Genomic DNA, 21,783 nt, shown 5'->3' with positions numbered 1-21,783 from the left:
TTGCATGGTGCAGGCTGCGGTTGTGCGCGGCTTTGCAGCAGATCGTGCGGCGCGGGCCGTGCGTCGATTCCAGCAGCCTGTCAGTAACCGCGTTGGCGGTCCACCAGCCCGGTCATCGGCTCGCCGGCGTGGAAGCGACGCAGGTTGTCGATCACCACTTCGGCAGCGCTCTTCGGCTGCGTCATGCTGGCGATGTGCGGCGTGAGGCGGATGCGCGGATGGCGCCAGAAGGCATGCTGCGCGGGCAGTGGCTCGGGGTCGGTCACGTCGAGCGCGGCGTCGGCGAGCTGGCCCGTCGACAGGGCATCGAGCAGATCGGCCTCGACCAGATGCGGGCCGCGGCCCACGTGCACCAGGCTGGCACCGTGGGGCAGGTGGGCGAAGAGCTCGCGGTTTAGCACGCCGCGGGTTTCGTCGGTCAGCGGCAGCAGGCAGACCAGGATGTCGGTGCGTGCGAGGAAGGCGGCCAGTCCGTCGCTGCCCCCATGGCAGTGCACGCCGTCGATCCGGTGCTGCGACCGGCTCCAGCCCGCCAGGTCGAAGCCGAAGCCGGCCAGCTGCGCCAGCACGGCCTGGCCCAGCGAGCCCAGGCCGAGCACGCCGATGCGCCGTTCTCCGGCAGGGCGGACCGGCAGCGCACGCCATTCGCCGAGTTGCTGCTGGCGGCGGTACTGTGGCATGTCGCGGTGCAGGTCGAGCACGGCATGGGTCACGTATTCGACCATGCCGCGCACGATGCCCGGCTCCACCATGCGCACCACCGGCAGCCCGGGCGGCAGCGCGTCGAAGTCGAACTGGTCCACCCCGGCACCGGAGGAGAACAGCACTTCGAGATGGGGGAAACGCGTGGCCAGGTCGTCCGGCGGAACCCAGGCCGCGAGGAAGCGTACCTCGGCCGGATCGCCGATGTCGGGCCAGATGCGAAAGTCGACCTCGGGCGCGGCGCGCCTGAAGACCTCGGCCCATTGGCGCCCACGCAGCGGGTCGGATTTGTAGAGGAAGGCGGTCTTGGTCATGGCGCGCCTCAGCACAGGGCCTGGGTGGTGATGGCGAACAGCCGTGGCCCGTTCGGCGCGCCGGGTCCATCGGCCAGCGGCGCGCCGCGCAGCATGGTGGTCGGCGCATCCACCGACGGCAGGCCGATGCCTTCCAGCCAGTCGCTGAGGCCGCTGGCGAAGTCGATGTCAATGCGGGTGAAGCGGCCGGCGTTCTGGCCCGCGAGATGGGCGATCAGCACCTTGGCGCTTTCGGCGTCGGGCGCCACCACCGGCCCGATGATGTGGCCGCGGCCGAAGCGGCGCAGCATGGCGAAGCCGCGCGGCGCGGAGTCGTGGTCGACGAGCACCACGCAACTGTCGGCGATGGCCAGCAGGTCCTCGATCAGCGCGTCGCGCGGCATGCCCCGGGCGGCGGTGTCCAGCCGCTTCAGCGCGGCGGCCTCGTTGGCCCCGGCCGGGCGCAGGCGCCAGCCCGGCGGCAGGCCGATCAAGGCCGTCGGCTTGGCCATGCCCTGGTGTTGCCGCAGCTCGCCGGTCTGCACGAAACCCAGGCGCTCGTACAGGCCCCGGCCCTCGGCGGTGGCCTGCAGCAGCACGCTGCGCCCGTCCAGCCCTTCGAGCATGGTGTTCATCAGGCGGCGGCCGAGGCCGTGGCCCTGGCTCGCCGGCGAGACGATCACCAGCCCGATGGTGGCGTGGCGATCGCCCCAGCACCAACGCTGCGCGGTGGCAATGATGCGCCCGTCCTGCTCGGCGACCACGCCCTCTGCATGGGCGAAGACCTGCTCCCAATCGGCAGGACGGTGCGGCCAGCGCAGGTCTTCCGAAAGCGCCTGGCAGCCAGGCAGATCGAGGGCGGTCATGGGCCGGAAAACGATGCCGCCGTCGGCTGGCGTGGACGGGTTCGGCGGCGTGGAGGAGGGGGATTCGGACATCAGGGAAATCTCGCTTGCAAAAGGCATATGGCGTGCATCTTGGCCCACAACCGGGTGGAGCGCCATAGCGCATCGTCGTCAGTCGGCAACTCGCAAGCTTCCGCTGTATGGCCACCGAATTTTGAAATTCGCTGCGGCGACGTGCCGGCTGACGGACACAAATGCTGCGCGCTGTTGCTGGCCATCCAGTGCGATTTCCCGTCTCGGGTCCTGCTCTGAGACGGCATGCGCTTAGAACTCTGCAACCTTGCCCCAGGCCGACGACTGGAAGCGGTCGGGGTGGTAGGGTCTGGCATCGACAAGCGGTGTCGCACCGCTGACGATGTCGGCAATCAGATGACCGGCGCCGGGACCGATGCCGAACCCGTGTCCGCTGAAGCCTGCGGCCAGGACCAGGCCCGGCACGCTGGCCATCTCGCCGATGCCCGGCACCCCGTCAGGCGTGCTGTCGACATAGCCGGCCCATGCGGCCGTGACCTCGCGGTCTTTCAGTGCGGGGACCAGGTCCAATGCGCGGCGGTACGTCAAGCGAACGGCCGTCTTGTCAACCGCTGGATCGAGGATGCGCATGCGCTCCATCGGTGTCGGCTGGTCCAGCCGCCAGCGCGACATTCCTTCGTGGCCCGACCGTATGCCTTCCAGGCCGCCCGGAGCCAGGTTGCGCCAGCGGCGCTGGAACATGGGCAGAAACTGGGCGGAGAAGCGCAGCAACTGCGGCGTGGGATCGACCCGCCCGCGACCGCTGATGGCCACCGTGTAGCCGCCATTGCTGCGCCGGGTCATGGACACGGCGGCGGTATGGAGCGCGGGCGGCAGTTCACTGGCCCCCGGCGACACCGCCAGCACCGTCTGTCGTATGGCCGCCTGCGGAAACCGGATGCCGTACTGCCGGCAGAAAGAGGAAGCCCATGCGCCGCCCGCCAGCACGGCGATCTTGGTGCGCACCGTGCCTTTCTCCGTGACGACGCCGGATAGGCTGCCGCCTTCCATCTCGACGCCGCGCGCAGCGCATGCCTGGTGCACGCTGCCGCCGAGCTTCATGATGGCGCGAGCCACAGCCGGGGCCGCACGTGAAGGGTCGGCCGTGCCGTCGGTGGGCGAGAAGACGCCGCCTTTCCACGGCCTGCCGGTGATGCGTCCGCGCTGGGCAGCCTCTTCGGCCGTCAACATCTGTGTTTTCACGTTGACGGTGCGGGCGAATTCGCCCCAGCGTGCCCAGCCGGCCAGTTCCGCCTCGCTGTTGCTGAGGTAGAGCAGCCCACAGCGCTTGAAGCCCGTGTCTTCGCCGGATTCGGCGCTGAACAGCTCCCACAGGTCCAGGCTCTTGGTGGCCATGGGCAATTCACGGGCATCGCGATTCTGCTGGCGGCACCAGCCCCAGTTGCGGCTCGACTGTTCCGCGCCAATGCGGCCCTTCTCGACCAGCGCAACCTTGAGTCCGCGTCTGCTCAGGTAATAGGCGGTGAAGCACCCGATGATGCCGCCACCGATGACGACCACGTCGGCGTGGGTCGGCAGGTCTGGCGTGGTGTCTATGGCGGTCAGAGGTGCTGGCATGGTCTGGAGGTCGGGTCAGAGTGAATGAAGATCAAAAGAAGGAATTCGCGATCACCAGCCGCCGAACCTTGGCCACCCGGTTCGTCGGCGGCGCCATCAGTAACCAATGATGGCCTTGGTCTCCAGGTATTCCTCCAGACCGTGGACGCCATATTCGCGTCCGTTGCCAGAGCGCTTGTAACCCCCGAAAGGCGCGTGCCCGTTCCATGTGGGGTAGTTGATGTTCACCTGCCCGGCACGGATGCGGCCGGCCACGCGCCGTGCGCGATCGAGGTCGCTCGACTGCAGGTGGGCACCCAGGCCGTAGACCGTGTCGTTGGCCATGGCGATCGCTTCTGCCTCGTCCCTGTACGGCATGATCACCAGTACCGGGCCGAAAATTTCCTCCTGTGCGATCCGCATTCCGGGCGTCACATTCGAGAACACCGTTGGCTGAGCGAAGAAGCCGTGCGTCAGTCCGGCCGGTCGGCCCAGCCCGCCACACAGCAGCTTGGCGCCTTCTTCCATGCCGGCCGCAATCATGGCCTGCACCCGGGCGAATTGCGCGGCGTTGGCGATCGGGCCCATGGCGGTCTTTTCGTCGCTCGGGTCGCCCACTGCGATGCTGGCCGCGGCTGCCAGTGCCAAGGCTTCCACCTCGGCCAGGCGCGACGCTGGCACCAGCATCCGGGTCGGGGCGCTGCACGACTGGCCCACGTTGCGCATGCCTGCCAGCACACCCTTGGCAACGCCGTTCTCGAAGTCGGCATCGTCAAGAAACACATTGGGCGACTTGCCGCCGAGTTCCTGCACCACCCGTTTGACCGTCACGGCGGCCGCCTGGGCCACCAGCACACCCGCGCGCGTCGACCCGGTGATGGAAATCATGTCGACATCCGGGTGCGACGCCAGCGCCGCACCGACGACTTCACCGGTGCCACCGACCAGGTTGAACACGCCGGCCGGCACGCCGGCGTCGTGCATCACCTGCGCGAACAGCTGCGCGCTGTAGGGCGAAAGTTCGCTGGGCTTGAGCACCACGGTGCAGCCGGCGGCGATGGCGGGTGCCACCTTGGCGGTGATCTGGTAGAGCGGCCAATTCCAGGGCGTGATGAGTGCACAGACGCCGATCGGCTCCTTGGCCAAGGCAGTGCCGTCCTCGTTGTTGAGAAAGGTGTAGCGCTGCAGCACCTCCATCTGCACGCGCACATGGGCGATGGCATAAGGCACGTGGGACGCCCGGGCGAAGCTGACGGCCGCGCCCATTTCGGTCACGATGGCCTGTGCGAACAGTTCCGCGCGTTCCTCCAGCAGCGCCAGGATGCGGCCCAGCAGGGCCAGTCGCTCCTCGACCGTGCTGTTGGAGAAAGTCTCGAACGCGCGGCGGGCCGCGGCCACGGCGAGATCGACATCGGCCGATGAGCCGGCGGCGACATGCCCCGCGACCTGTTCCGTGGATGGGTTGACGACGGCGATCTGCGCAGCGCTGGAGCGGTCGAGCCACTGGCCATCGATGTAGAGCCGCGCGTCGTCGAGGGTGAGTTTGGAATCTGCCATGATCTGGTTTTATGTGCTGGTGGGGTGGTCCATGCTGTCCGGGCGCTGCATCCTTGTTTCAGGCCATGACCCATACCTTGCGCACGGTTTCAATCGTGCGCCAGGTGCCGACGTAGCCAGGCTTCATGATGAAACAGTCGCCGGCCTTGTAGGTCACCGGCGCCTGACCGGCTTCGGTGATCTCCACCACGCCGGAAAGGATCAGGCAAAACTCCCAGGTCTCGCCCTTCATGGAGTGATTCAAACCGACCGTCGATTCGAACACGCCGGCACGCACCTGGCCATCCTTGGCAGTGTCGATGTCCCAATTGCGGCAGACGATGTCGCCCTCGATGACGCGCTCCGCCGGTGGCCGGTATTCGCGTGGTTCGCCGAGCTGGTCGAGGTTGAAGGAGACGAGAAGTTTTGACATGAAGTTGGCCTTGTCCAAGGTGTGTTGCTGGATGCTTCTATGCTAGGGAACCCGTGTCCGCGCGGGTGCCGAAGCAGGTGCCGGCAACGGCGAAAAATGTGCGATTTGCGGCCTGTCACAGTGCAATCTGCCGGGCGTGTGAAGGACAGCGTCCAGGTGCTGCCACGCAGGGCAACAACACTGGCATGGCTGCTTCCCCGGGGCGACTGAAGCCGGTGACGACAGCCGGACAGGCGGCACTTGGAAGGCGCACGAAAGGGCGGAACCTCGAACACGGCGGTGCACGTTGCACGTATATGGTGCGAACCGCACGCCATGCCGCGCCCCCCATTTCAAACAGCAGCCAGGGGCCAAAACGCCGATCATTTCCATACAACCATTCTGAGGACGCGTGATTCAATCACCTCACATCAGAACGTCGCGAAAACCAGTTATATCGCCACCCGCTCCCGGTCGGAAACCGGTACATCAAGGATCAGAAACCATGGCCTTTCGTCCCAAGTACATCACCTTCGACTGCTACGGCACGCTCACCCGTTTCCGCATGGGCGAGATGACCAAGGTGATCTTTGCCGATCGCATTCCGGCTGACCGCATGGATGCCTTCATCACCGACTACACCGCCTACCGCTTCGACGAGGTGCTGGGTGATTGGCAGCCTTACGAAGTGGTGCTGAAGAACGCCGTGCGGCGGCTGTGCAAGAAGTGGAAGATCCAGTACCTCGACAGTGACGCCCAGCAGTATTACGACGCGGTGCCGACCTGGGGCCCGCACGAAGATGTGGCCGCCGGCCTGTCCAAGATCGCCCACGAGATTCCCCTGGTGATCCTGTCGAACGCCGCCGATGCGCAGATCCAGAAGAACGTGGCCATGCTCGGCGCGCCCTTCCACCGCGTCTACACCGCCCAGCAGGCCCAGGCCTACAAGCCACGCCTGAAGGCATTCGAATACATGATCGACTCGCTGGGCTGCAACCCCGAAGATGTGCTGCACGTCTCGTCGAGCCTGCGCTATGACCTGATGTCGGCCGACGACATGGGCATCGTCAACAAGGTCTTCGTCAACCGCGGCCACGGCCCGGGCAACCCCGCCTACCGCTACACCGAGATCCAGGACATCGGCGGCTTGCCGGCCGTGGTCGGCCTCTGATCTGTACCGGACGATCCCATCCACGCCATGAAGCTCGACTCCTACTGGACCCATTCGGCACCGGCCTTCACGCCGGCCCGGCGCGATCTGCCGGCACGGGTGGACGTGGCCATCGTCGGCGGCGGCTTCACCGGGCTGTCGGCGGCGCTGGCGTTGGCCAAGCGCGGCGCCTCGGTAGCCGTATTCGAAGCCGGTGACCGCGTGGCCGCGGAAGCCTCCGGCCGCAATGGCGGCCATGTCAACAACGGCCTGGCCGTGGACTATGCGGAGGTGGCGGCCAAGGTCGGCGTGCCCACGGCGCGCGCCTGGTACCAGGCCTACGATGCCTCTGTGGACACGGTGGCCCGCCTGGTGCGCGAGGAGGCCATCGACTGCGACTTCCTGCGCCACGGCAAGCTCAAGCTCGCCACCCGGGCGAACCAGATGGACGCACTGCAGCGCAGCGCCGATCGGCTGATCGCCGACGGTGTGGACACGGACGTCGAGATCCTCGACGCCGCGCGGGTGAATGCCGAGGTCCAAAGCGAACGTTTCCACGGCGGCTTGCTCTACAAGCGCAGCGGCCAGATGCACATGGGTCGTTTCGCGGCCGGCCTGGCCGGCGCCGCCGAACGCCAGGGCGCGCAGATCCACACCGGCGCCAGCGTTCAGCGCCTGCAACGCGTCGGCCGAGGCCAGGCCCACGTGCTGCAGACGGCGCGCGGCAGCGTGGCGGCAGACCAGGTGCTGCTGGCCACGGGCGCCTCGCGCCATGGCGGCTACGGCAGCTTCGGCTGGCTGCGCCGGCGCATCGTGCCGATCGGCAGTTTCATCGTGGTGACGCAGCCCCTGGGCGAAGAACGGGCCCGGGCGCTGCTGGCGGAGCGCCGCACCTACACCACCGTGGCCAACATCCACCACTACTTCAGGCTCACGCCCGACCACCGGCTGGTGTTCGGCGGCCGCGCGCGCTTCGCCATCTCGAGCCCGCAGTCGGATGCGGCCAGCGGCGAGATCCTGCGTGCGGGCATGGCCGAAACCTTCCCTCAGCTCGGCCAGGTGCGCATCGACTACTGCTGGGGCGGGCTGGTCGACATGACGCAGGACCGGCTGCCGCACGCGGGTGAACGCGACGGCCTGTTCTATGCCATGGGCTACAGCGGGCACGGCACGCAGATGTCGGTGCACATGGGCGAACGCATGGCGGCCGTGATGGCCGGCGACGCGAGCGCCAATCCCTGGCGCGGCCGCGACTGGCCGGCGATTCCGGGGCACTTCGGGCCGCCCTGGTTCCTGCCGGCCGTGGGACTTTATTACCGCCTCAAGGACCGGCTGGCCTGAAGGCTGCCAGCGTTTCCCTTCAATCGTTTTTCGAGTCAGTTTTTCAACTTTGGTCAACAGGAGCACCCCACCATGAGCGACAGCAAAAACAAGTTCGACAGCTTCGTCGGTCCCGCCGAGAGCACCCGTGTGATGGATTCGCTGCGACGCGGCGCCACGCGGCGGGATATCCTGTCGATGCTGCTGGCCGGCGGCATGCAGGCCACGCTCGCGGGTGGGCTGGCCACGGCGGCCATCTCGGCGCATGCCGACACACCGCGCAAAGGAGGCCGCATTCGCGTGGCCGGTGCCACGGCCGCGGCGAATGACACACTCGATCCGGCCAAGCAGTCGAACCAGACCGACTACTCGCGCGGCACCATGCTCTACAACGGCCTGACCTCGCTCGACAGCAGCCTCACGCCGCAGCCGGCGCTGGCCGAGTCCTTCAGCACCACCGACGCGAAGACCTGGGTGTTCACCCTGCGCAAGGGCGTGGTCTTCCATGACGGGAAGGCGCTGGCGCCGGCCGACGTGGTGTATTCGCTGATGCGCCACAAGGACCCGGCGACCGCCTCCAAGGCCAAGGTGCTGGCCGACCAGATCGACAGCGTGAAGGCCACCGGCCCGAACGAGGTCACCGTGGTGCTCAGCGCGCCCAACGCCGACCTGCCGGTCATCGTCGGCACCTTCCATTTCCACATCGTCAAGGACGGCACCACGGATTTCAACGCCGGCATCGGCACCGGCCCCTACAAGCTCAAGGAGTTCAAGCCCGGCGTGCGTTCTCTGGTGGTGCGCAACGAGGCCTACTGGAAGCCGGGCAAGCCCTATCTCGACGAGATCGAGTTCGTGGGCATCGGTGACGAAAGCGCACGTGTCAACGCCCTGCTGTCGGGCGGCATGGACCTGGTGGCCTCGGTCAACCCGCGCTCGGTGGCGCGTGTCAAGGGCACGCCGGGTTATGCGATCTTCACCACGCAATCGGGCCAGTATTCGGACCTGATCATGCGCCGCGACGTCGGCCCTGGCATGAACCCCGACTTTGCGATGGCGATGAAGTACCTGTTCGACCGGGAACAGATGAAGAAGACCATCGCGCTCGACTACGCCGTCATTGCCAACGATCAGCCGATCGACCCGACCAACCGCTTCTACTTTGCCGGCCTGCCCCAGCGCACCATGGACCTGGACAAGGCCAAGTTCCACCTGCAGAAATCGGGCGTGACCGGCAAGGTGCCGATGGTGACCTCGCCCGCCGCGATGTATTCCGTGGAGATCGCGCTGCTGCTGCAGCAGACCGGCCAGCGCATCGGCCTGGACATCGACTTGAAGCGCATGCCGGCCGACGGCTACTGGTCCAACCACTGGCTCAACAGCCCGGTGGGCTTCGGCAACGTGAACCCGCGCCCCAGCGCCGACACGCTGCTCACCCAGTTCTTCCAGTCCGATGCCGCCTGGAACGAGTCGCGCTGGAAGAACCCGAAGTTCGACCAGTTGCTGCTCGCCTCCCGCGCCGAGACCGACCAGGCCAAGCGCAAGCAGCAGTATGCCGACATGCAGACCATGATCCACCAGGAAGCCGGTATCGGCATCCCGATGTTCCTGGCCAGCATCGACGGACACAGCAGCAAGCTCAAGGGCCTGTCGCCGATTCCACTGGGCGGGCTGATGGGGTACTCGTTCGCCGAAAACGTCTGGCTGGACGCATGAATTCCTCCCACTCCCTGAAGTGCAGGGCCGGGCAGGGCGTGCGAGAAACCTTGCCGCGGGGCCGCTGAGATGAACCGCCTGATCCTTGGCCTGCTGGTCCGCCGCGTGGCGATTTCGCTGCTGTCGCTGCTGGCGGTGTCGGTGTTGGTGTTCGCCATCACCGCGGTGCTGCCCGGCGATGCGGCGGAGGAGCAACTCGGCCAGGATGCCACGCCGACGGCGCTGGCCGCGCTGCGCGCGCAGATGGGGCTGGACGTGCCCGCGCCGCTGCGCTACCTGAAGTGGCTCGGCGGCATCGCGCGTGGCGATCTCGGTACTTCGGCCACCACGCAGTTGCCGGTGGGCGAGCTCGTGGCCAGCCGGCTGCCGAACTCGCTGCTGCTGGCCGCGGTGACCGCGTTGTTCTCCGTGCCGATCGCGCTCACGCTGGGCATTGCTTCCGCGGTGTGGCGCGGCTCGTGGTTCGACCGCGTGGCCTCCACCGGTGCGGTGGCCGTGGTGTCCGTGCCCGAGTTCCTGGTGGCCACGCTGGCCGTGCTGGTCTTCGCCGTCAAGCTGCGCTGGCTGCCGGCGCTCTCCTATGTGAGCGACATCGAGTCCGTCGGCCAGGTGCTGCGGGCCTTCGCCATGCCGGTGCTGAGCCTGTGCTGCGTGATCATCGCCCAGATGATGCGCATGACCCGCGCCGCGGTGATTGACCAGCTCGAAGCGCCCTACATCGAGATGGTCCGGCTCAAAGGGGCTTCGCCGTTGCGCATGGTGATGTTCCATGCGCTGCCCAACGCCATCGGCCCGATCGCCAACGCCGTGGCGCTGAGCCTGTCGTACCTGCTGGGCGGCGTGATCATCGTCGAGACCATCTTCAACTACCCGGGCATCGCCAAGCTGATGGTCGACGGCGTCTCGCAGCGCGACATGCCGCTGGTGCAGACCTGCGCCATGATCTTCTGCGCCGGCTACCTGATCCTGGTGACCGTGGCCGATGTCTGCGGCATCGTGGCCAACCCGCGTCTGCGCCACCGTTGAACAAAAAGAGAGAGACTGTCCCATGAAAAACACTGTTCAGCCCCTAGACGCGGGGACTGCGCCCGCAGCGCGGGGGCGGCTCTTTCGACGTTTCTCGGGCTTCGGCCTGTCCGGCATCGTCGGCCTGCTGCTGCTGGCCTTCTGGCTGCTGGCCGCACTGCTCGGCCCGGCGATGCTGTCGCGTGAATTGGCCGGTTCGGCGGCCGGCGAGGTGTTCGGGCCAATGAGCGCCGCGCACTGGCTCGGTACCGATTACCTTGGCCGCGACATGCTGGTGCGCGTGATCGATGGCGCGCGCTACACCGTCGGCGTGGCGTTGCTGGCCACGGTGCTCGCCAGTGGCACCGGAACGACACTCGCGCTTTTCGCCGTGGCCAGCAGCCCCGCGGTGGACGCCACGCTGAGCCGCCTGCTGGACACGCTCACGGCGATTCCGAGCAAGATGTTCGCGCTGATCATGGTGGCCGGCTTCGGCTCTTCGGTGGCGATGCTGGTGGCCACCGCGGCCGTGATCTACGTGCCCGGCGCCTTCCGCATCGCGCGCTCGCTGGCGGTGAACATCAACGCGCTGGACTACGTGACCGTGGCCCGCACGCGTGGCGAGGGCACGCTCTACATCATGCTGCGCGAAATCCTGCCCAACATCCTCGGCCCGATGCTGTCCGACCTCGGGCTGCGCTTTGTCTACGTGGTGCTGCTGCTGGCCGGCCTGAGCTTCCTCGGCCTCGGCATCCAGCCGCCGGCGGCCGACTGGGGTTCGCTGGTGCGCGAGAACATCGGTGCTTTGCCCGAGGCGGGTGCCTCGGTGATCGTGCCGTCGCTGGCGATTGCCAGCCTGACCATTGCCGTCAACCTCGTCATCGACAACCTGCCCGGCCGCGCCGCGCGGGAAAAGGGAGCACGCTGATGGGCGCTTCCGTCGTGGTTCAAGGCCTGCGCATCCAGGCCGGCGGGCAGACCCTGGTCGATGACCTGAGCTTTTCCATTGCACCCGGCGAGGTGCTGGCGCTGATCGGCGAATCCGGCTCGGGAAAGACCACCACCGCGCTGGCGCTGATGGGTTATGCGCGCGACGGCTGCCGCATCACCGCGGGCAGCGTGCGCATCGGAGAGGTCGACGTGTTGAACCTCTCATCCGTGCAGCAGCGTGCGCTGCGCGGGCGCAAGGTGGCCTACATCGCGCAGAGTGCGGCGGCTTCGTTCAACCCATCGCGGACCATCATGGACCAGGTGGTCGAGCCGGCGGCCATCCACCGGTTGATGACGCGTGCCGAGGCCGAGGCCAAGGCGGTGGACCTGTTCCGCGAACTGGCGCTACCCGAACCGGAAACCATCGGCTCGCGCTATCCGCACCAGGTCTCCGGCGGCCAGTTGCAGCGGCTGATGGCGGCGATGGCCTTGATTGCCGACCCCGACCTGGTGATCCTCGACGAGCCCACCACCGCGCTCGACGTGACGACGCAGATCGAGGTGTTGCGCGCCTTCCGCCGCGTGGTGCGCGAACGCCGCGCCACGGCCGTCTACGTGAGCCACGACCTTGCCGTGGTGGCCCAGATGGCCGACCACATCCTGGTGCTGCGCGGCGGCCAGATGCGGGAGATCAATCCCACGCCGCAGATCCTGGCCGCACCAAGCGACGACTACACCAAGAGCCTGCTGGCCGCAGCACGTCCCGTGCCGCGGGTGTCGCCGCCCACCGTGCGCGACAGCCAGTTGCTGCTCGACATCCACGACCTCAGTGCCGGCTACGGCCCGGTCGATGCCAAGGGCCAACCGGCCAAGATGGTGCTGGAGAACATCGACCTCCGGTTGTACCGGGGGCAGGCCATCGGGGTGATCGGCGAATCGGGGTCGGGCAAGACCACGCTGGCCCGCGCGGTGGCCGGGTTGATCAAGCCCTGCCACGGCACGATCCTGTTCAACAACCGCGAACTGAAGCCGCAACTGGCGCAGCGCAGCAAGGAAGAGCTGCGTCAGATCCAGATCGTGTTCCAGATGGCGGACACGGCGCTGAATCCGTCGCAGACCATCGAGTCCATCCTGGCGCGGCCCCTGGTGTTCTACAAGGGCCTGCGCGGCGAGCCGCTGCAGCGCCGCATTCGGCAACTGCTGGACCTGGTGAAGCTGCCCGCCACCGTGGCCGGGCGCCTGCCCGGCGGCCTGTCGGGCGGACAGAAGCAGCGCGTGAACCTGGCGCGCGCGCTGGCTGCGGAGCCCGACCTGATCCTGTGCGACGAGGTCACCTCGGCACTGGACACCGTGGTCGGCGCGGCCGTGCTCGACCTGATCGCCGAATTGCGGCGCGAGCTCGGCGTGTCCTACCTGTTCATCAGCCACGACCTGCACACCGTGCGCGCCGTGTGCGACGAGATCGTGGTGATGCAGCACGGCCGCAAGCTGGCCCAGGTGGCGCGGGCCGACTACGACCGCGGCCCGCACCATCCCTATTACGAACTGCTGGCACGTTCGGTGCCCGAACTCCGCTGCGGCTGGCTCGACGAAATGGACAGCGCCCGGCACACCACTCCACTGGAACCACAGACATGACACCTACATTCCGCATCGCATTGATCGCCGGCGACGGCATTGGCAAGGAAGTGCTGCCCGAGGGCCTGCGCGTGGTGCAGGCCGCGGCGGAGCGCTTCGGCTTCGAACTCGAATGCCGCACCATGGACTGGGCCAGCTGCGACTACTACCTGGCCCACGGCCAGATGATGCCCGACGACTGGAAGGAACAGCTCAAGGGTGTCGACGCGATCTACTTCGGCGCGGTGGGCTGGCCGGCCACCGTGCCCGACCACGTGTCGCTCTGGGGTTCGCTGCTGAAGTTTCGCCGCGAGTTCGACCAGTACATCAACCTGCGCCCCGTGCGCCTGTTCGAAGGCGTGCCTTGCCCGCTGGCCGGCCGCAAGCCCGGCGACATCGACTACTACGTGGTGCGCGAGAACACGGAGGGCGAATACACCTCGCTCGGCGGCATCATGTACGAGGGCACCGAGCGCGAGATCGTGATCCAGGAGTCGGTGTATTCGCGCCGCGGCACCGACCGCCTGCTACGTTTCGCCTTTGACCTGGCCCAGAGCCGGCCGCGCAAGCACGTCACGCTGGCCACCAAGTCCAATGGTATCGCCATCAGCATGCCCTGGTGGGACCAGCGCGCCGAAGCCGTGGCCAAGGACTACCCGGACGTGGCGCTGGACAAGCAGCACATCGACATCCTCACCGCGCGCTTCGTGTTGCAGCCCACGCGCTTCGACGTGGTGGCCGCCACGAACCTGTTCGGCGACATCCTGTCCGACCTGGGCCCGGCCACCACCGGCACGATCGGCCTGGCGCCATCGGCCAACCTCAACCCCGAGCGCTGCTTTCCCTCGCTGTTCGAGCCTGTGCACGGCTCGGCACCCGATATCTACGGCAAGAACATCGCCAATCCGATCGCCATGATCTGGTCCGGTGCGCTCATGCTCGACTTCATGACCCGCGGCGAAGGCCTGGGCCGCGCCGCGCACGACGCCATCGTGCGGGCCATCGAAGACGTGCTGCGCGAAGGCCCGCGCACGCCCGACCTCGGCGGCACGGCCTCGACCACCGAAGTCGGCGCGGCCATTGCCAAACTCGTTGCCGCAGCCTGAAACAGAACCGACCATGCCACTTTCTCTTCAACGCCAAGACCTCCTGCCCGGCCGCCATTTCATCGGTGGCGAATGGTGCGAGGCCAGCGACGCCCGCCGCCTGGACGTGAGCGACCCCGCCAACAACCTCGTCTTCGCCAGCGTGCCCAACGGCACGGCCGCCGACGCCCGCGCCGCGGTGGATGCGGCCCATGCCGCCTTCGCCGGCTGGCGCAAGGTGCCGGCCAAGCAGCGCGCCCAGATCATCAAGCGCTGGAACGACCTGATCGTCGCGCACCAGGAAGACCTGGGGCGGCTGATCTCGCGCGAGCAAGGCAAGCCGCTGGCCGAAGGCAAGGGCGAAGTGCTCTACGCCGCCAGCTACGTGGAATGGTTCGCCGAGGAGGCCACGCGCGCCGGTGGCGACATCATTCCCGCGCCGGTGCCGGGTCGGCGCATGTTCGCCCTGAAGGAACCGGTGGGCGTGATCGCCGCCATCACGCCCTGGAATTTCCCGGCCGCCATGATCGCGCGCAAGATCGCGCCGGCACTGGCCGCCGGCTGTACCGTGGTCTGCAAGCCTGCGGAAGACACGCCGCTGACCTCTCTGGCGCTGGTCAAGCTGGCACAGGAGGCCGGCGTGCCCCCGGGCGTGCTCAACATCGTCACGGCCTCACGCGAGCGCACGCCCGAAGTGGTGGATGTGTGGCTCGACGATCCACGCGTGCGCAAGATCACCTTCACGGGGTCCACGCCGGTGGGCAAACACCTGGCCCGACGTTCGGCCGACACGCTGAAGAAGCTCTCGCTCGAACTCGGCGGCAACGCGCCCTTCATCGTGTTCGACGATGCCGACGTGGACGCGGCGGTCGAAGGCCTGATGGTGTCCAAGTTCAGGAACGGGGGGCAGACCTGCGTCTGCCCGAACCGCATCTACGTGCAGGCCGGCGTGCATGGTGCTTTCGTGGAAAAGCTGGCCGCGCGCGTGGCCGCGCTGGTGGTCGGCCCGGCCACCGATCCGGCCTCGCAGATCGGCCCGATGATCAACGCCCGCGCCATCGAGAAAATCGAGCGCCACGTGCAGGACGCAGTGGCCGGCGGTGCCCGCGTGGTGGCCGGCGGTCTTCGCCTGCCCGCGCTGGGGGCGAACTACTTCGCACCGACGGTACTGGTCGATGCCACGGCCAGCATGGCCTGCTCCTGCGAGGAGACCTTCGGCCCGGTGGCACCCATCACCCGCTTCGAGACCGAGGCCGAAGTCGTCGCGGCCGCGAACGCCACGCCTTTCGGGCTGGCCGCGTATTTCTACTCGAACGACGTGCGCCGCATCTGGCGGCTGGCCGATGCGCTCGAATGCGGCATAGTCGGCATCAACGAAGGTGCCCTGGCGGCCGAAGCCGCACCATTCGGCGGCGTGAAGGATTCGGGCTACGGGCGCGAAGGCTCGGTGCACGGCATCGACGAGTACATGCACACCAAGTACCTCTGCCAAGGCACGCTGGACTGACGGCTGCCGGGCCTGGCTGGGCCGTGCCCGATCACTTCGGCAGCGCGTAGGCGATCACATAGTCCCCGGCCTTCGTGCCGAGCGAGCCATGGCCGCCGGCCACCACCAGCACATACTGGCGTCCGTCTGCTCCCAGATAGCTCATCGGTGTCGCCTGCCCGCCTGCGGGCAATCGGCTCTGCCACAGCTGCTGGCCCGTGCTCACGTCGTAGGCGCGCACGTAGTAGTCGATCGTGCCCGACAGGAACGCCACGCCGCCGGCCGTGACCACCGGCCCGCCGAGGTTGGGCACGCCCATCCTGAAAGGCAGGGGCAGCGGCGCCTGGTCGCGCACCGTGCCGTTCCTGTGCATCCACGCGACCTGGCCCGTGCGCAGGTCGGCACCGGCCACGTAGCCCCAGGGCGGCTGCTGGCAGGGCACACCGAGCGGCGACAGGAACGGCGCCAGCTTCACGGCGAAGGGTGCGCCGAAATTCTCGTTGAGCGCGGGCAGGTCGCCCTTGGGATCGCCGGGCGACTGCACCATCAGCTTCTTCGCGTCGGGCCGCGGCACGAGCCGCGAGGTGAACGCCAGGTAGGTGGGCGTGGCGAACACCATCTGGCGTTGCGGATCGATGGCCACACCGCCCCAGTTGAACACGCCGAAGTTGCCCGGGTAGATCAGCGAGCCCTGGGTCGAGGGCGGCGTGAAGCGGCCGTCGTAGCGCAGCCGGTGGAATGCGATGCGGCAGGCCAGCTGGTCGAACATCGTGGCGCCCCACATGGCGGCGCCGGTCAGCGGCGGCGGGTCGAACGACAGCGTGGAACGCGGCTGGGTCGGCGCGCTCCTGTCGCCCGCGGCCGCGCCTTGGGGTGCAGGGTGTTCGGCCACGGGCAGCACCGGCGCACCGGTGCGGCGGTCGAGCACGAACAGTTCGCCCTGCTTGGTCGGTTGCACGAGTGCGGGCACCATCGTCCCGTTGACGTTCAGGTCCACGAGGCTCGGCTGGGCCGGCACGTCGTAGTCCCACAGGTCGTGGTGCACGGTCTGGAAGTGCCAGCGCACCTTGCCGGTGGCCAGGTCGAGCGCCACGATCGCGCTGGAGAATTTCTCCACCGAGGCACTGCGGTCGCCGCCCCACTGGTCGGGCGGCTGGTTGCCCAGCGGCACGTAGACCAGGCCGAGCGCCTCGTCCACACTCGAGATCGACCAGCTGTTGGGCGAGTTCGGCGTGTAGCGCTGGCCCGGCGCGATGGGTTCGGTGGCGTCGGGGTTGCCCGAATCCCAGTTCCACACCAGTGCGCCGGTCTCGATGTCGTAGGCACGGATCACGCCCGACTGCTCGGTGGTCGACACGTTGTCGAGTACCGTGCCGCCGACGATGATGAGCTTCGCCGTCACCACCACCGGAGACGTCGAGTAGTAGGCGCCGGGCTTGAGGTTGGGCATGTGCGCCCACAGGTCGATCTGGCCGCGGCCGCCGCCGAAGTTGCTGCACACCGCGCCGGTGTCGGGGTTGAGCGCGATCACGCGGCCGTCCGCCGTCGGCATGAACAGCTTGGCCGGGCAACTCGCGGTGCTGCGTGCGGTGGAGGCGGCTTCGGGCAGCGTGGCCTGGTTGGAGACCGCCAGGCGCGCCGGTGCAGGGGCGGTCGGCTGGACGGCGATGGATGGTGCCGATGGCGCGGCCTGGTACGACAGGCCACGGCAGGTGAGATGCTGCAGCGCCAGCGGGCTCTGGATCTGAGGGTCGTAGCGCCAGAGTTCGGCGCCGGTGGTGGCGTTCAGCGCAATCACCGACTGATGCGGCGTGCAGAGGAACAGGCTGTTGCCGATCTTCAGCGGCGTGACCTGGAAGGTCGTCTCCACCGGATCGCCCGGCCGGCCGCGCATGTCGCCGGTGCGGTATTGCCACGCGGGCCGCAACTGGTCGACGTTCTGCGGTGTGATCTGCGAAATCGCCGCATAACGCTGGCCACCGGGCGCGCCGCCATAGGCGCGCCATTCCCCGGCGGGTTCCGAGGCGCCTGCGGTGGCTGCGCCGGGCGCCGAGGCGATCGGCGCCGGCAAGGTGCCGGTCACCTCGTGGGCGTCATGAAACCAGGAGGCGACCGATACCACCGCACACAGGCCCAATGCCGCGCCGAGCGCGCCCCGCCCGCCGCCCATGCCGAGTCTTTCCTGGGCCAGCGGGCGTGTCACCCAGGGCGTGAGCAGCAGCAGGCCGAGCACGAACAGCACGTCGTTGCGCGCAGCCAGCGGCCACCAGTCGAGCCCGGACTCCCACAGCGACCATGCCAGCGTGAGTGTGACCAACAGCGCGTAGATCCACAGGGCCGTACGCCGGCGCTGGGCCAGCAGCACGCCGCTGGCCACGAAGCCCAGCGCGGCGAGCACGTAGTACCAGGAGCCGCCCAACGCGAGCAACCACGCACCGGCCGCCCCAAGGCCGATGCCGATGGCGACCAGCAGCACGCCGAACCCGACCGGTGCGCGTGATTTGCGCGGCGGCTTGGCGATGCGCTGGATGGGCACGGGCCGCGAAGGACGCGACGTACCCTGGCGCAGGCTGCCTGGCGAAGAGGCGGGGCGCGACAGGCTGGGCTGGCTGGAGGCGCGAGGATCGCGGTCATGGATCGGCACAAAATCTCCCGAAGATCAAATGCTGCATCGGCGGCGGGACCGCCGCCGTGCCAAAAGTGCACGCTAACCGCCCTGGCCGGGCCTGTCTGTAGGACCAGTTCCCTGCACGCCCTCACGCCCGCGTGGCCGACCGGCGGCAACGTCCGTCACATCCGGTCACAACGGGGCACCGCAACCGACGCATCATCGGCATCCCATCCATCCAGGCCCCAAGGAGGAGCACCATGCCTGTCCAACCCTATCTGTTCTTCGAAGGTCGCACCGAAGAGGCGCTGCAGTTCTACACCCAGGCGGTCGGCGCCGAGATCACCATGCTGTTGCGCTACACCGAAAGCCCCGATCCCGCGAGCTGCCCGCCGGGCTCGGCCCACAAGGTGATGCATGCCAACCTGCGCATCGGCGAGGGCATGGTGATGGCCTCCGACGGGCGCTGCTCGGGCCAGTCCAATTTCCAGGGCTTTGCACTGTCGCTGCCGACCCGGGACCCGGCCGAGGCGGAGAAGTTCTTCAACGCGCTGTCCGAGGGCGGCCGTGTCGAGATGCCGCTGGCGAAGACCTTCTTTTCCGAAAGCTTCGGCATGCTGGTCGACCGCTTCGGCGTCATGTGGATGGTGATGGTCGAGCCAGCGCCTGCCGTGTGAAGTGGCCGCATTGGCCACGCTGGCGAGACGCACCGTCCCGCCGGCGCCGTGCCGCGGTCGCTTGATCGACGGGCTTTCACCCCGATATGCTTGGCTCATGCCGCCGGTGCCAGCTTGCCGGCCCCACGCACAGAAAGCCAAACCATGTCCAACCCAGCGAACCCAGCCATTCTTCAGATCAAAGCCCTCGGTTTCCCGTGGGCCACGATCGACCCCTTCCTGTTCTGCGCCTACCACGACGACGCCTATCCCGTGGCCAATGCCGAGCTGGGCCCGGCCGCCTCGCTCGCCGGGCGCGACATCGGCCAGGACTTCAGCCGCAAGGACGGTTGGAGCATGTACCACGGCGAACAGGTGCCGGGCTTCCCGCCGCATCCGCACCGCGGCTTCGAAACCGTGACCATCGTGCGCAAGGGGCTGATCGACCACGCCGATTCGCTGGGTGCGACGGCGCGATTCGGCCAGGGCGATGTGCAGTGGCTCACCGCCGGCCGGGGCGTGGTCCATTCCGAGATGTTCCCGTTGCTCGACCAGACGGCGCCGAACCCGCTGGAGCTGTTCCAGATCTGGCTGAACCTGCCCGCGCGCAACAAGATGGCCGACCCGCACTTCACCATGTTCTGGTCGCACGACATCCCGCGCCATGTCGCCGTGGACGCCGCCGGTCGGCGCACCGAGGTGGCGGTCATCGCCGGGCGGCTGCAGGCTTCGGTCGAGGCGGTGCAGCCGCTCGCGCCGCCGCCCGATTCCTGGGCCGCGCAGGCCGAATCCGACGTCGCCATCTGGACGCTGCGCCTCGAGCCCGGCGCACGCTGGACGCTGCCCGCCGCCGCGGGCGAGGCCACGCGCCGCAACCTGTATTTCTTCAAGGGAGATGCGGTCAGCGTTGCCGGTGAAGCCGTGGACCGGCATGCCGCCATCGAGGTTCGCGCGCAGGTGGACGTCGGCATCGTCAACACCGGTGCCGAAGTCGCCGAGTTCCTGATGCTGCAGGGGCGGCCGATCGCCGAGCCGGTGGCGCAGTACGGCCCGTTCGTCATGAACACCCAGGCCGAGATCGCGCAGACCATGGCCGATTACCGCCGCACGCAGTTCGGCGGCTGGTCCTTCGACGAGGCCGCCCCGGTGCACGGCCGCGACCCGGCGCGGTTCGCGCGGCACCCGGGCGGGCGCGAGGAGCGGCCCGAGGCCGCGCCCGCCCTCCCGGTGTGATGCGCAAGCTGGGCGACAATCGCGCCCAGCCCGGCGGTGGCGCCGGAGAAAACCGAACCTCAACATGAAAATCACCAAAGACACCGTCGTCACCTTGCGCTACAAGGTGGCCAATGCCCAGGGCCAACTCGTCGAGGAAAGCAAGGCGCCGATGGTCTACCTGCACGGTGGCTACGACAACACCTTCCCCAAGATCGAAGCGGCGCTCGACGGCCAGGAGCCGGGCTTCTCGACCACGGTGCTGCTGCAGCCCGCCGACGCCTTCGGCCAACGCGACGAAAGCCTGACCACCACCATTCCGCGCAGCCAGTTCCCCGCCGGTGTCAAGGTCGGCGGGACGCTGCGCGGCACCGGCGACGACGGCCAGGAACGCGCGTTCCGCGTGGTCAAGATCAAGGGCCCGGTGGTGCTGCTCGACGCCAACCATCCTTATGCCGGCCAGGCGTTGAAGTTCTCATTGACCGTGACGGACGTGCGCGAAGCCTCGGCGGAAGAGATCACGCACCGTCACGTGCATGGCGAGCACGGGCATCACCACTGACGAGGTCTTTCACACCGACTGCGTGGCTGGTGCGTCTGCCGCGCAGGCCTCGCGCACGCAGCCGCGCAGCCATCGATGCGCGGGATCGGCGTCCAGCCGCGGGTGCCACAGCATCGATACGGTGATTTCCGGCATGTCGAAGGGCAGGGCAAAACTGTGCAGGCCGGTGCGCAGGCTGCCGGTGTGCCTCTCTGGCACGCTGGCGACGAGATCGGAGGCGCGCACGAGTGCCAGCGCGGTGGCGAAGCCGCCGACGAGCGTGACGACGTCGCGTGCCAGGCCCAGCGGCAGCAGGGCTTGATCGACCGGCCCCTTGTCCAATCCACGCCGCGTGATCCCGATGTGCCGCCCGGCCGCATAACGCGCGGGCGTGAGCTCGCCTTCGACGAGCGGGTGGCCCGCACGAACCACGCCGATGAAGCGGTCGCGGAACAGGGCCTGCAGGCGCAGCTCGGGCGCGGCACCCTTGCCGACCACCCCGGTTTCCAGGTCGACAAGGCCATCGCGCAAAGGCGCGCTGTCCTTGTCGGATTTCTGCACGAAATGCAGGCGCACGCCGGGCGCTTCCTTGCCGATGCGCGCGAGCAGGGCCGGCCCGAAGTTCTCCACGAAGCCATCGCTGGTGCGCAGCGTGAAGGTGCGCGACAGTTGCGCGAGCTTGAGCTGGTTCGCGGGCCGTAACACCGCCTCGCCGGATTGCACCAGCAAGTGCACCTGTTCGCGCAAGGCCACGGCGCGCGGCGTGGGCACCAGGCCGCGGCCGGCGCGCACCAGCAGCGGATCGCCCGTGGTTTCGCGCAGCCGTGCGAGTGCGCGGCTCATGGCCGACGGGCTGAGCCGCAGGCGCCGCGCGGCCCCGGCCACGCTGCATTCCGCAAGCAGCACGTCCAACGTCACGAGCAGGTTGAGATCGGGGAGGCTCATGCGCGAACCATACCGCATCGGGTGGTGGCATGGCGTTGAACGCATGGACACAGTGCGTCGGTGGCGCCTTCCGCGATGCGACACAAAACCCTAGGCTT

General features: G+C 68.0%; 18 protein-coding genes. 11 read left to right on the top strand and 7 right to left on the bottom strand.

All coding sequences use genetic code 11. The features are described from left to right. Positions 1-80: 80 nt before the first annotated feature. The 5 genes from RD110_RS24410 to RD110_RS24390 all read right to left on the bottom strand — a co-directional run bounded on the left by RD110_RS24410 (position 81) and on the right by RD110_RS24390 (position 5,438). A complete protein-coding gene (locus RD110_RS24410) occupies positions 81-1,016 on the bottom strand; it encodes a 2-hydroxyacid dehydrogenase (RefSeq protein WP_076202973.1) in 936 nt (311 codons plus the stop codon). Positions 1,017-1,024: 8 nt separating this feature from the next. Then, positions 1,025-1,933, bottom strand: a complete 909-nt coding sequence (locus RD110_RS24405; protein ID WP_076202970.1) for a GNAT family N-acetyltransferase — start codon at positions 1,931-1,933, stop codon at positions 1,025-1,027. Between the two features lie 231 nt (positions 1,934-2,164). Beyond that, a complete protein-coding gene (locus tag RD110_RS24400) occupies positions 2,165-3,490 on the bottom strand; it encodes an NAD(P)/FAD-dependent oxidoreductase (protein WP_076202967.1) in 1,326 nt (441 codons plus the stop codon). A 96-nt stretch (positions 3,491-3,586) separates the two neighbouring features. Continuing rightward, complete coding sequence (locus RD110_RS24395) at positions 3,587-5,026, bottom strand: aldehyde dehydrogenase family protein (RefSeq protein WP_076202964.1); 1,440 nt, start codon at positions 5,024-5,026, stop codon at positions 3,587-3,589. A 58-nt stretch (positions 5,027-5,084) separates the two neighbouring features. Then, positions 5,085-5,438: a cupin domain-containing protein gene (locus tag RD110_RS24390; protein ID WP_076205611.1), complete on the bottom strand. Its 354-nt coding sequence runs from the start codon at positions 5,436-5,438 to the stop codon at positions 5,085-5,087. 484 nt (positions 5,439-5,922) lie between these two features. Here RD110_RS24390 and RD110_RS24385 point away from each other — a divergent pair, with 484 nt between their 5' ends. The 8 genes from RD110_RS24385 (at position 5,923) to RD110_RS24350 (ending at position 15,744) form a co-directional block, all read left to right on the top strand. Further along, positions 5,923-6,588 carry a haloacid dehalogenase type II gene (locus RD110_RS24385; protein ID WP_076202961.1) on the top strand — a complete coding sequence of 222 codons (666 nt, stop codon included), beginning with the start codon at positions 5,923-5,925 and terminating at the stop codon, positions 6,586-6,588. A 27-nt stretch (positions 6,589-6,615) separates the two neighbouring features. Beyond that, positions 6,616-7,908 carry an NAD(P)/FAD-dependent oxidoreductase gene (locus RD110_RS24380; RefSeq protein WP_076202958.1) on the top strand — a complete coding sequence of 431 codons (1,293 nt, stop codon included), beginning with the start codon at positions 6,616-6,618 and terminating at the stop codon, positions 7,906-7,908. A 72-nt stretch (positions 7,909-7,980) separates the two neighbouring features. After that, positions 7,981-9,600, top strand: a complete 1,620-nt coding sequence (locus RD110_RS24375) for an ABC transporter substrate-binding protein (protein WP_076202955.1) — start codon at positions 7,981-7,983, stop codon at positions 9,598-9,600. A gap of 69 nt (positions 9,601-9,669) precedes the next feature. After that, complete coding sequence (locus RD110_RS24370) at positions 9,670-10,626, top strand: ABC transporter permease (RefSeq protein ID WP_076202953.1); 957 nt, start codon at positions 9,670-9,672, stop codon at positions 10,624-10,626. Positions 10,627-10,648: 22 nt separating this feature from the next. Further along, a complete protein-coding gene (locus RD110_RS24365; RefSeq protein WP_076202950.1) occupies positions 10,649-11,533 on the top strand; it encodes an ABC transporter permease in 885 nt (294 codons plus the stop codon). Further along, positions 11,533-13,173 (top strand): ABC transporter ATP-binding protein, encoded by a 1,641-nt coding sequence (locus RD110_RS24360; protein ID WP_076202947.1) that lies wholly within the window; start codon positions 11,533-11,535, stop codon positions 13,171-13,173. The genes RD110_RS24365 and RD110_RS24360 overlap by 1 nt, the downstream gene beginning before the upstream one ends. Next, entirely contained in the window at positions 13,170-14,258 is a 1,089-nt protein-coding gene (locus tag RD110_RS24355; protein WP_076202944.1) for a tartrate dehydrogenase, read from the top strand. Before RD110_RS24360 ends, RD110_RS24355 begins: the two co-directional genes overlap by 4 nt. A 13-nt stretch (positions 14,259-14,271) precedes the next feature. Then, positions 14,272-15,744, top strand: coding sequence for an NAD-dependent succinate-semialdehyde dehydrogenase (locus tag RD110_RS24350; protein WP_076202942.1), 1,473 nt, complete (start codon positions 14,272-14,274; stop codon positions 15,742-15,744). A 31-nt stretch (positions 15,745-15,775) separates the two neighbouring features. Here RD110_RS24350 and RD110_RS24345 read toward each other — a convergent pair whose 3' ends face one another. Beyond that, positions 15,776-18,199 (bottom strand): glucose/quinate/shikimate family membrane-bound PQQ-dependent dehydrogenase, encoded by a 2,424-nt coding sequence (locus RD110_RS24345; RefSeq protein ID WP_239467314.1) that lies wholly within the window; start codon positions 18,197-18,199, stop codon positions 15,776-15,778. A 392-nt stretch (positions 18,200-18,591) separates the two neighbouring features. Between RD110_RS24345 and RD110_RS24340 the strand changes: the two genes are divergently transcribed. From RD110_RS24340 to RD110_RS24330, 3 genes are all read left to right on the top strand, one after another. Then, positions 18,592-19,008 carry a VOC family protein gene (locus tag RD110_RS24340; RefSeq protein WP_076202939.1) on the top strand — a complete coding sequence of 139 codons (417 nt, stop codon included), beginning with the start codon at positions 18,592-18,594 and terminating at the stop codon, positions 19,006-19,008. 144 nt (positions 19,009-19,152) lie between these two features. After that, on the top strand, positions 19,153-20,220 hold the full coding sequence (locus RD110_RS24335) for a pirin family protein (RefSeq protein WP_076202936.1): 1,068 nt from the start codon (positions 19,153-19,155) through the stop codon (positions 20,218-20,220). A gap of 64 nt (positions 20,221-20,284) precedes the next feature. Continuing rightward, entirely contained in the window at positions 20,285-20,761 is a 477-nt protein-coding gene (locus tag RD110_RS24330) for an FKBP-type peptidyl-prolyl cis-trans isomerase (protein WP_076202933.1), read from the top strand. Between the two features lie 9 nt (positions 20,762-20,770). Here RD110_RS24330 and RD110_RS24325 read toward each other — a convergent pair whose 3' ends face one another. After that, on the bottom strand, positions 20,771-21,685 hold the full coding sequence (locus RD110_RS24325; protein WP_076205606.1) for a LysR family transcriptional regulator: 915 nt from the start codon (positions 21,683-21,685) through the stop codon (positions 20,771-20,773). Positions 21,686-21,783 lie beyond the last annotated feature (98 nt).

Source organism: Rhodoferax koreense, from assembly GCF_001955695.1.
Lineage (GTDB): Bacteria > Pseudomonadota > Gammaproteobacteria > Burkholderiales > Burkholderiaceae_C > Rhodoferax_B > Rhodoferax_B koreensis.
The sequence above is the reverse complement of the archived record's forward strand: the minus strand, read 5'-3'. Positions and strand labels throughout refer to the sequence as shown.

Bases quoted from the DNA above. Each gene is read 5' to 3' on its own strand.
- RD110_RS24365 (WP_076202950.1), top strand. From the start codon at position 10,649: ATGAAAAACACTGTTCAGCCCCTAGACGCGGGGACTGCGCCCGCAGCG.
- RD110_RS24370 (WP_076202953.1), top strand. From the start codon at position 9,670: ATGAACCGCCTGATCCTTGGCCTGCTGGTCCGCCGCGTGGCGATTTCG.
- RD110_RS24335 (WP_076202936.1), top strand. From the start codon at position 19,153: ATGTCCAACCCAGCGAACCCAGCCATTCTTCAGATCAAAGCCCTCGGT.
- RD110_RS24375 (WP_076202955.1), top strand. From the start codon at position 7,981: ATGAGCGACAGCAAAAACAAGTTCGACAGCTTCGTCGGTCCCGCCGAG.
- RD110_RS24325 (WP_076205606.1), bottom strand. From the start codon at position 21,685: ATGAGCCTCCCCGATCTCAACCTGCTCGTGACGTTGGACGTGCTGCTT.
- RD110_RS24380 (WP_076202958.1), top strand. From the start codon at position 6,616: ATGAAGCTCGACTCCTACTGGACCCATTCGGCACCGGCCTTCACGCCG.
- RD110_RS24405 (WP_076202970.1), bottom strand. From the start codon at position 1,933: ATGTCCGAATCCCCCTCCTCCACGCCGCCGAACCCGTCCACGCCAGCC.
- RD110_RS24330 (WP_076202933.1), top strand. From the start codon at position 20,285: ATGAAAATCACCAAAGACACCGTCGTCACCTTGCGCTACAAGGTGGCC.
- RD110_RS24340 (WP_076202939.1), top strand. From the start codon at position 18,592: ATGCCTGTCCAACCCTATCTGTTCTTCGAAGGTCGCACCGAAGAGGCG.
- RD110_RS24390 (WP_076205611.1), bottom strand. From the start codon at position 5,438: ATGTCAAAACTTCTCGTCTCCTTCAACCTCGACCAGCTCGGCGAACCA.
- RD110_RS24360 (WP_076202947.1), top strand. From the start codon at position 11,533: ATGGGCGCTTCCGTCGTGGTTCAAGGCCTGCGCATCCAGGCCGGCGGG.
- RD110_RS24355 (WP_076202944.1), top strand. From the start codon at position 13,170: ATGACACCTACATTCCGCATCGCATTGATCGCCGGCGACGGCATTGGC.
- RD110_RS24410 (WP_076202973.1), bottom strand. From the start codon at position 1,016: ATGACCAAGACCGCCTTCCTCTACAAATCCGACCCGCTGCGTGGGCGC.
- RD110_RS24400 (WP_076202967.1), bottom strand. From the start codon at position 3,490: ATGCCAGCACCTCTGACCGCCATAGACACCACGCCAGACCTGCCGACC.
- RD110_RS24350 (WP_076202942.1), top strand. From the start codon at position 14,272: ATGCCACTTTCTCTTCAACGCCAAGACCTCCTGCCCGGCCGCCATTTC.
- RD110_RS24395 (WP_076202964.1), bottom strand. From the start codon at position 5,026: ATGGCAGATTCCAAACTCACCCTCGACGACGCGCGGCTCTACATCGAT.
- RD110_RS24385 (WP_076202961.1), top strand. From the start codon at position 5,923: ATGGCCTTTCGTCCCAAGTACATCACCTTCGACTGCTACGGCACGCTC.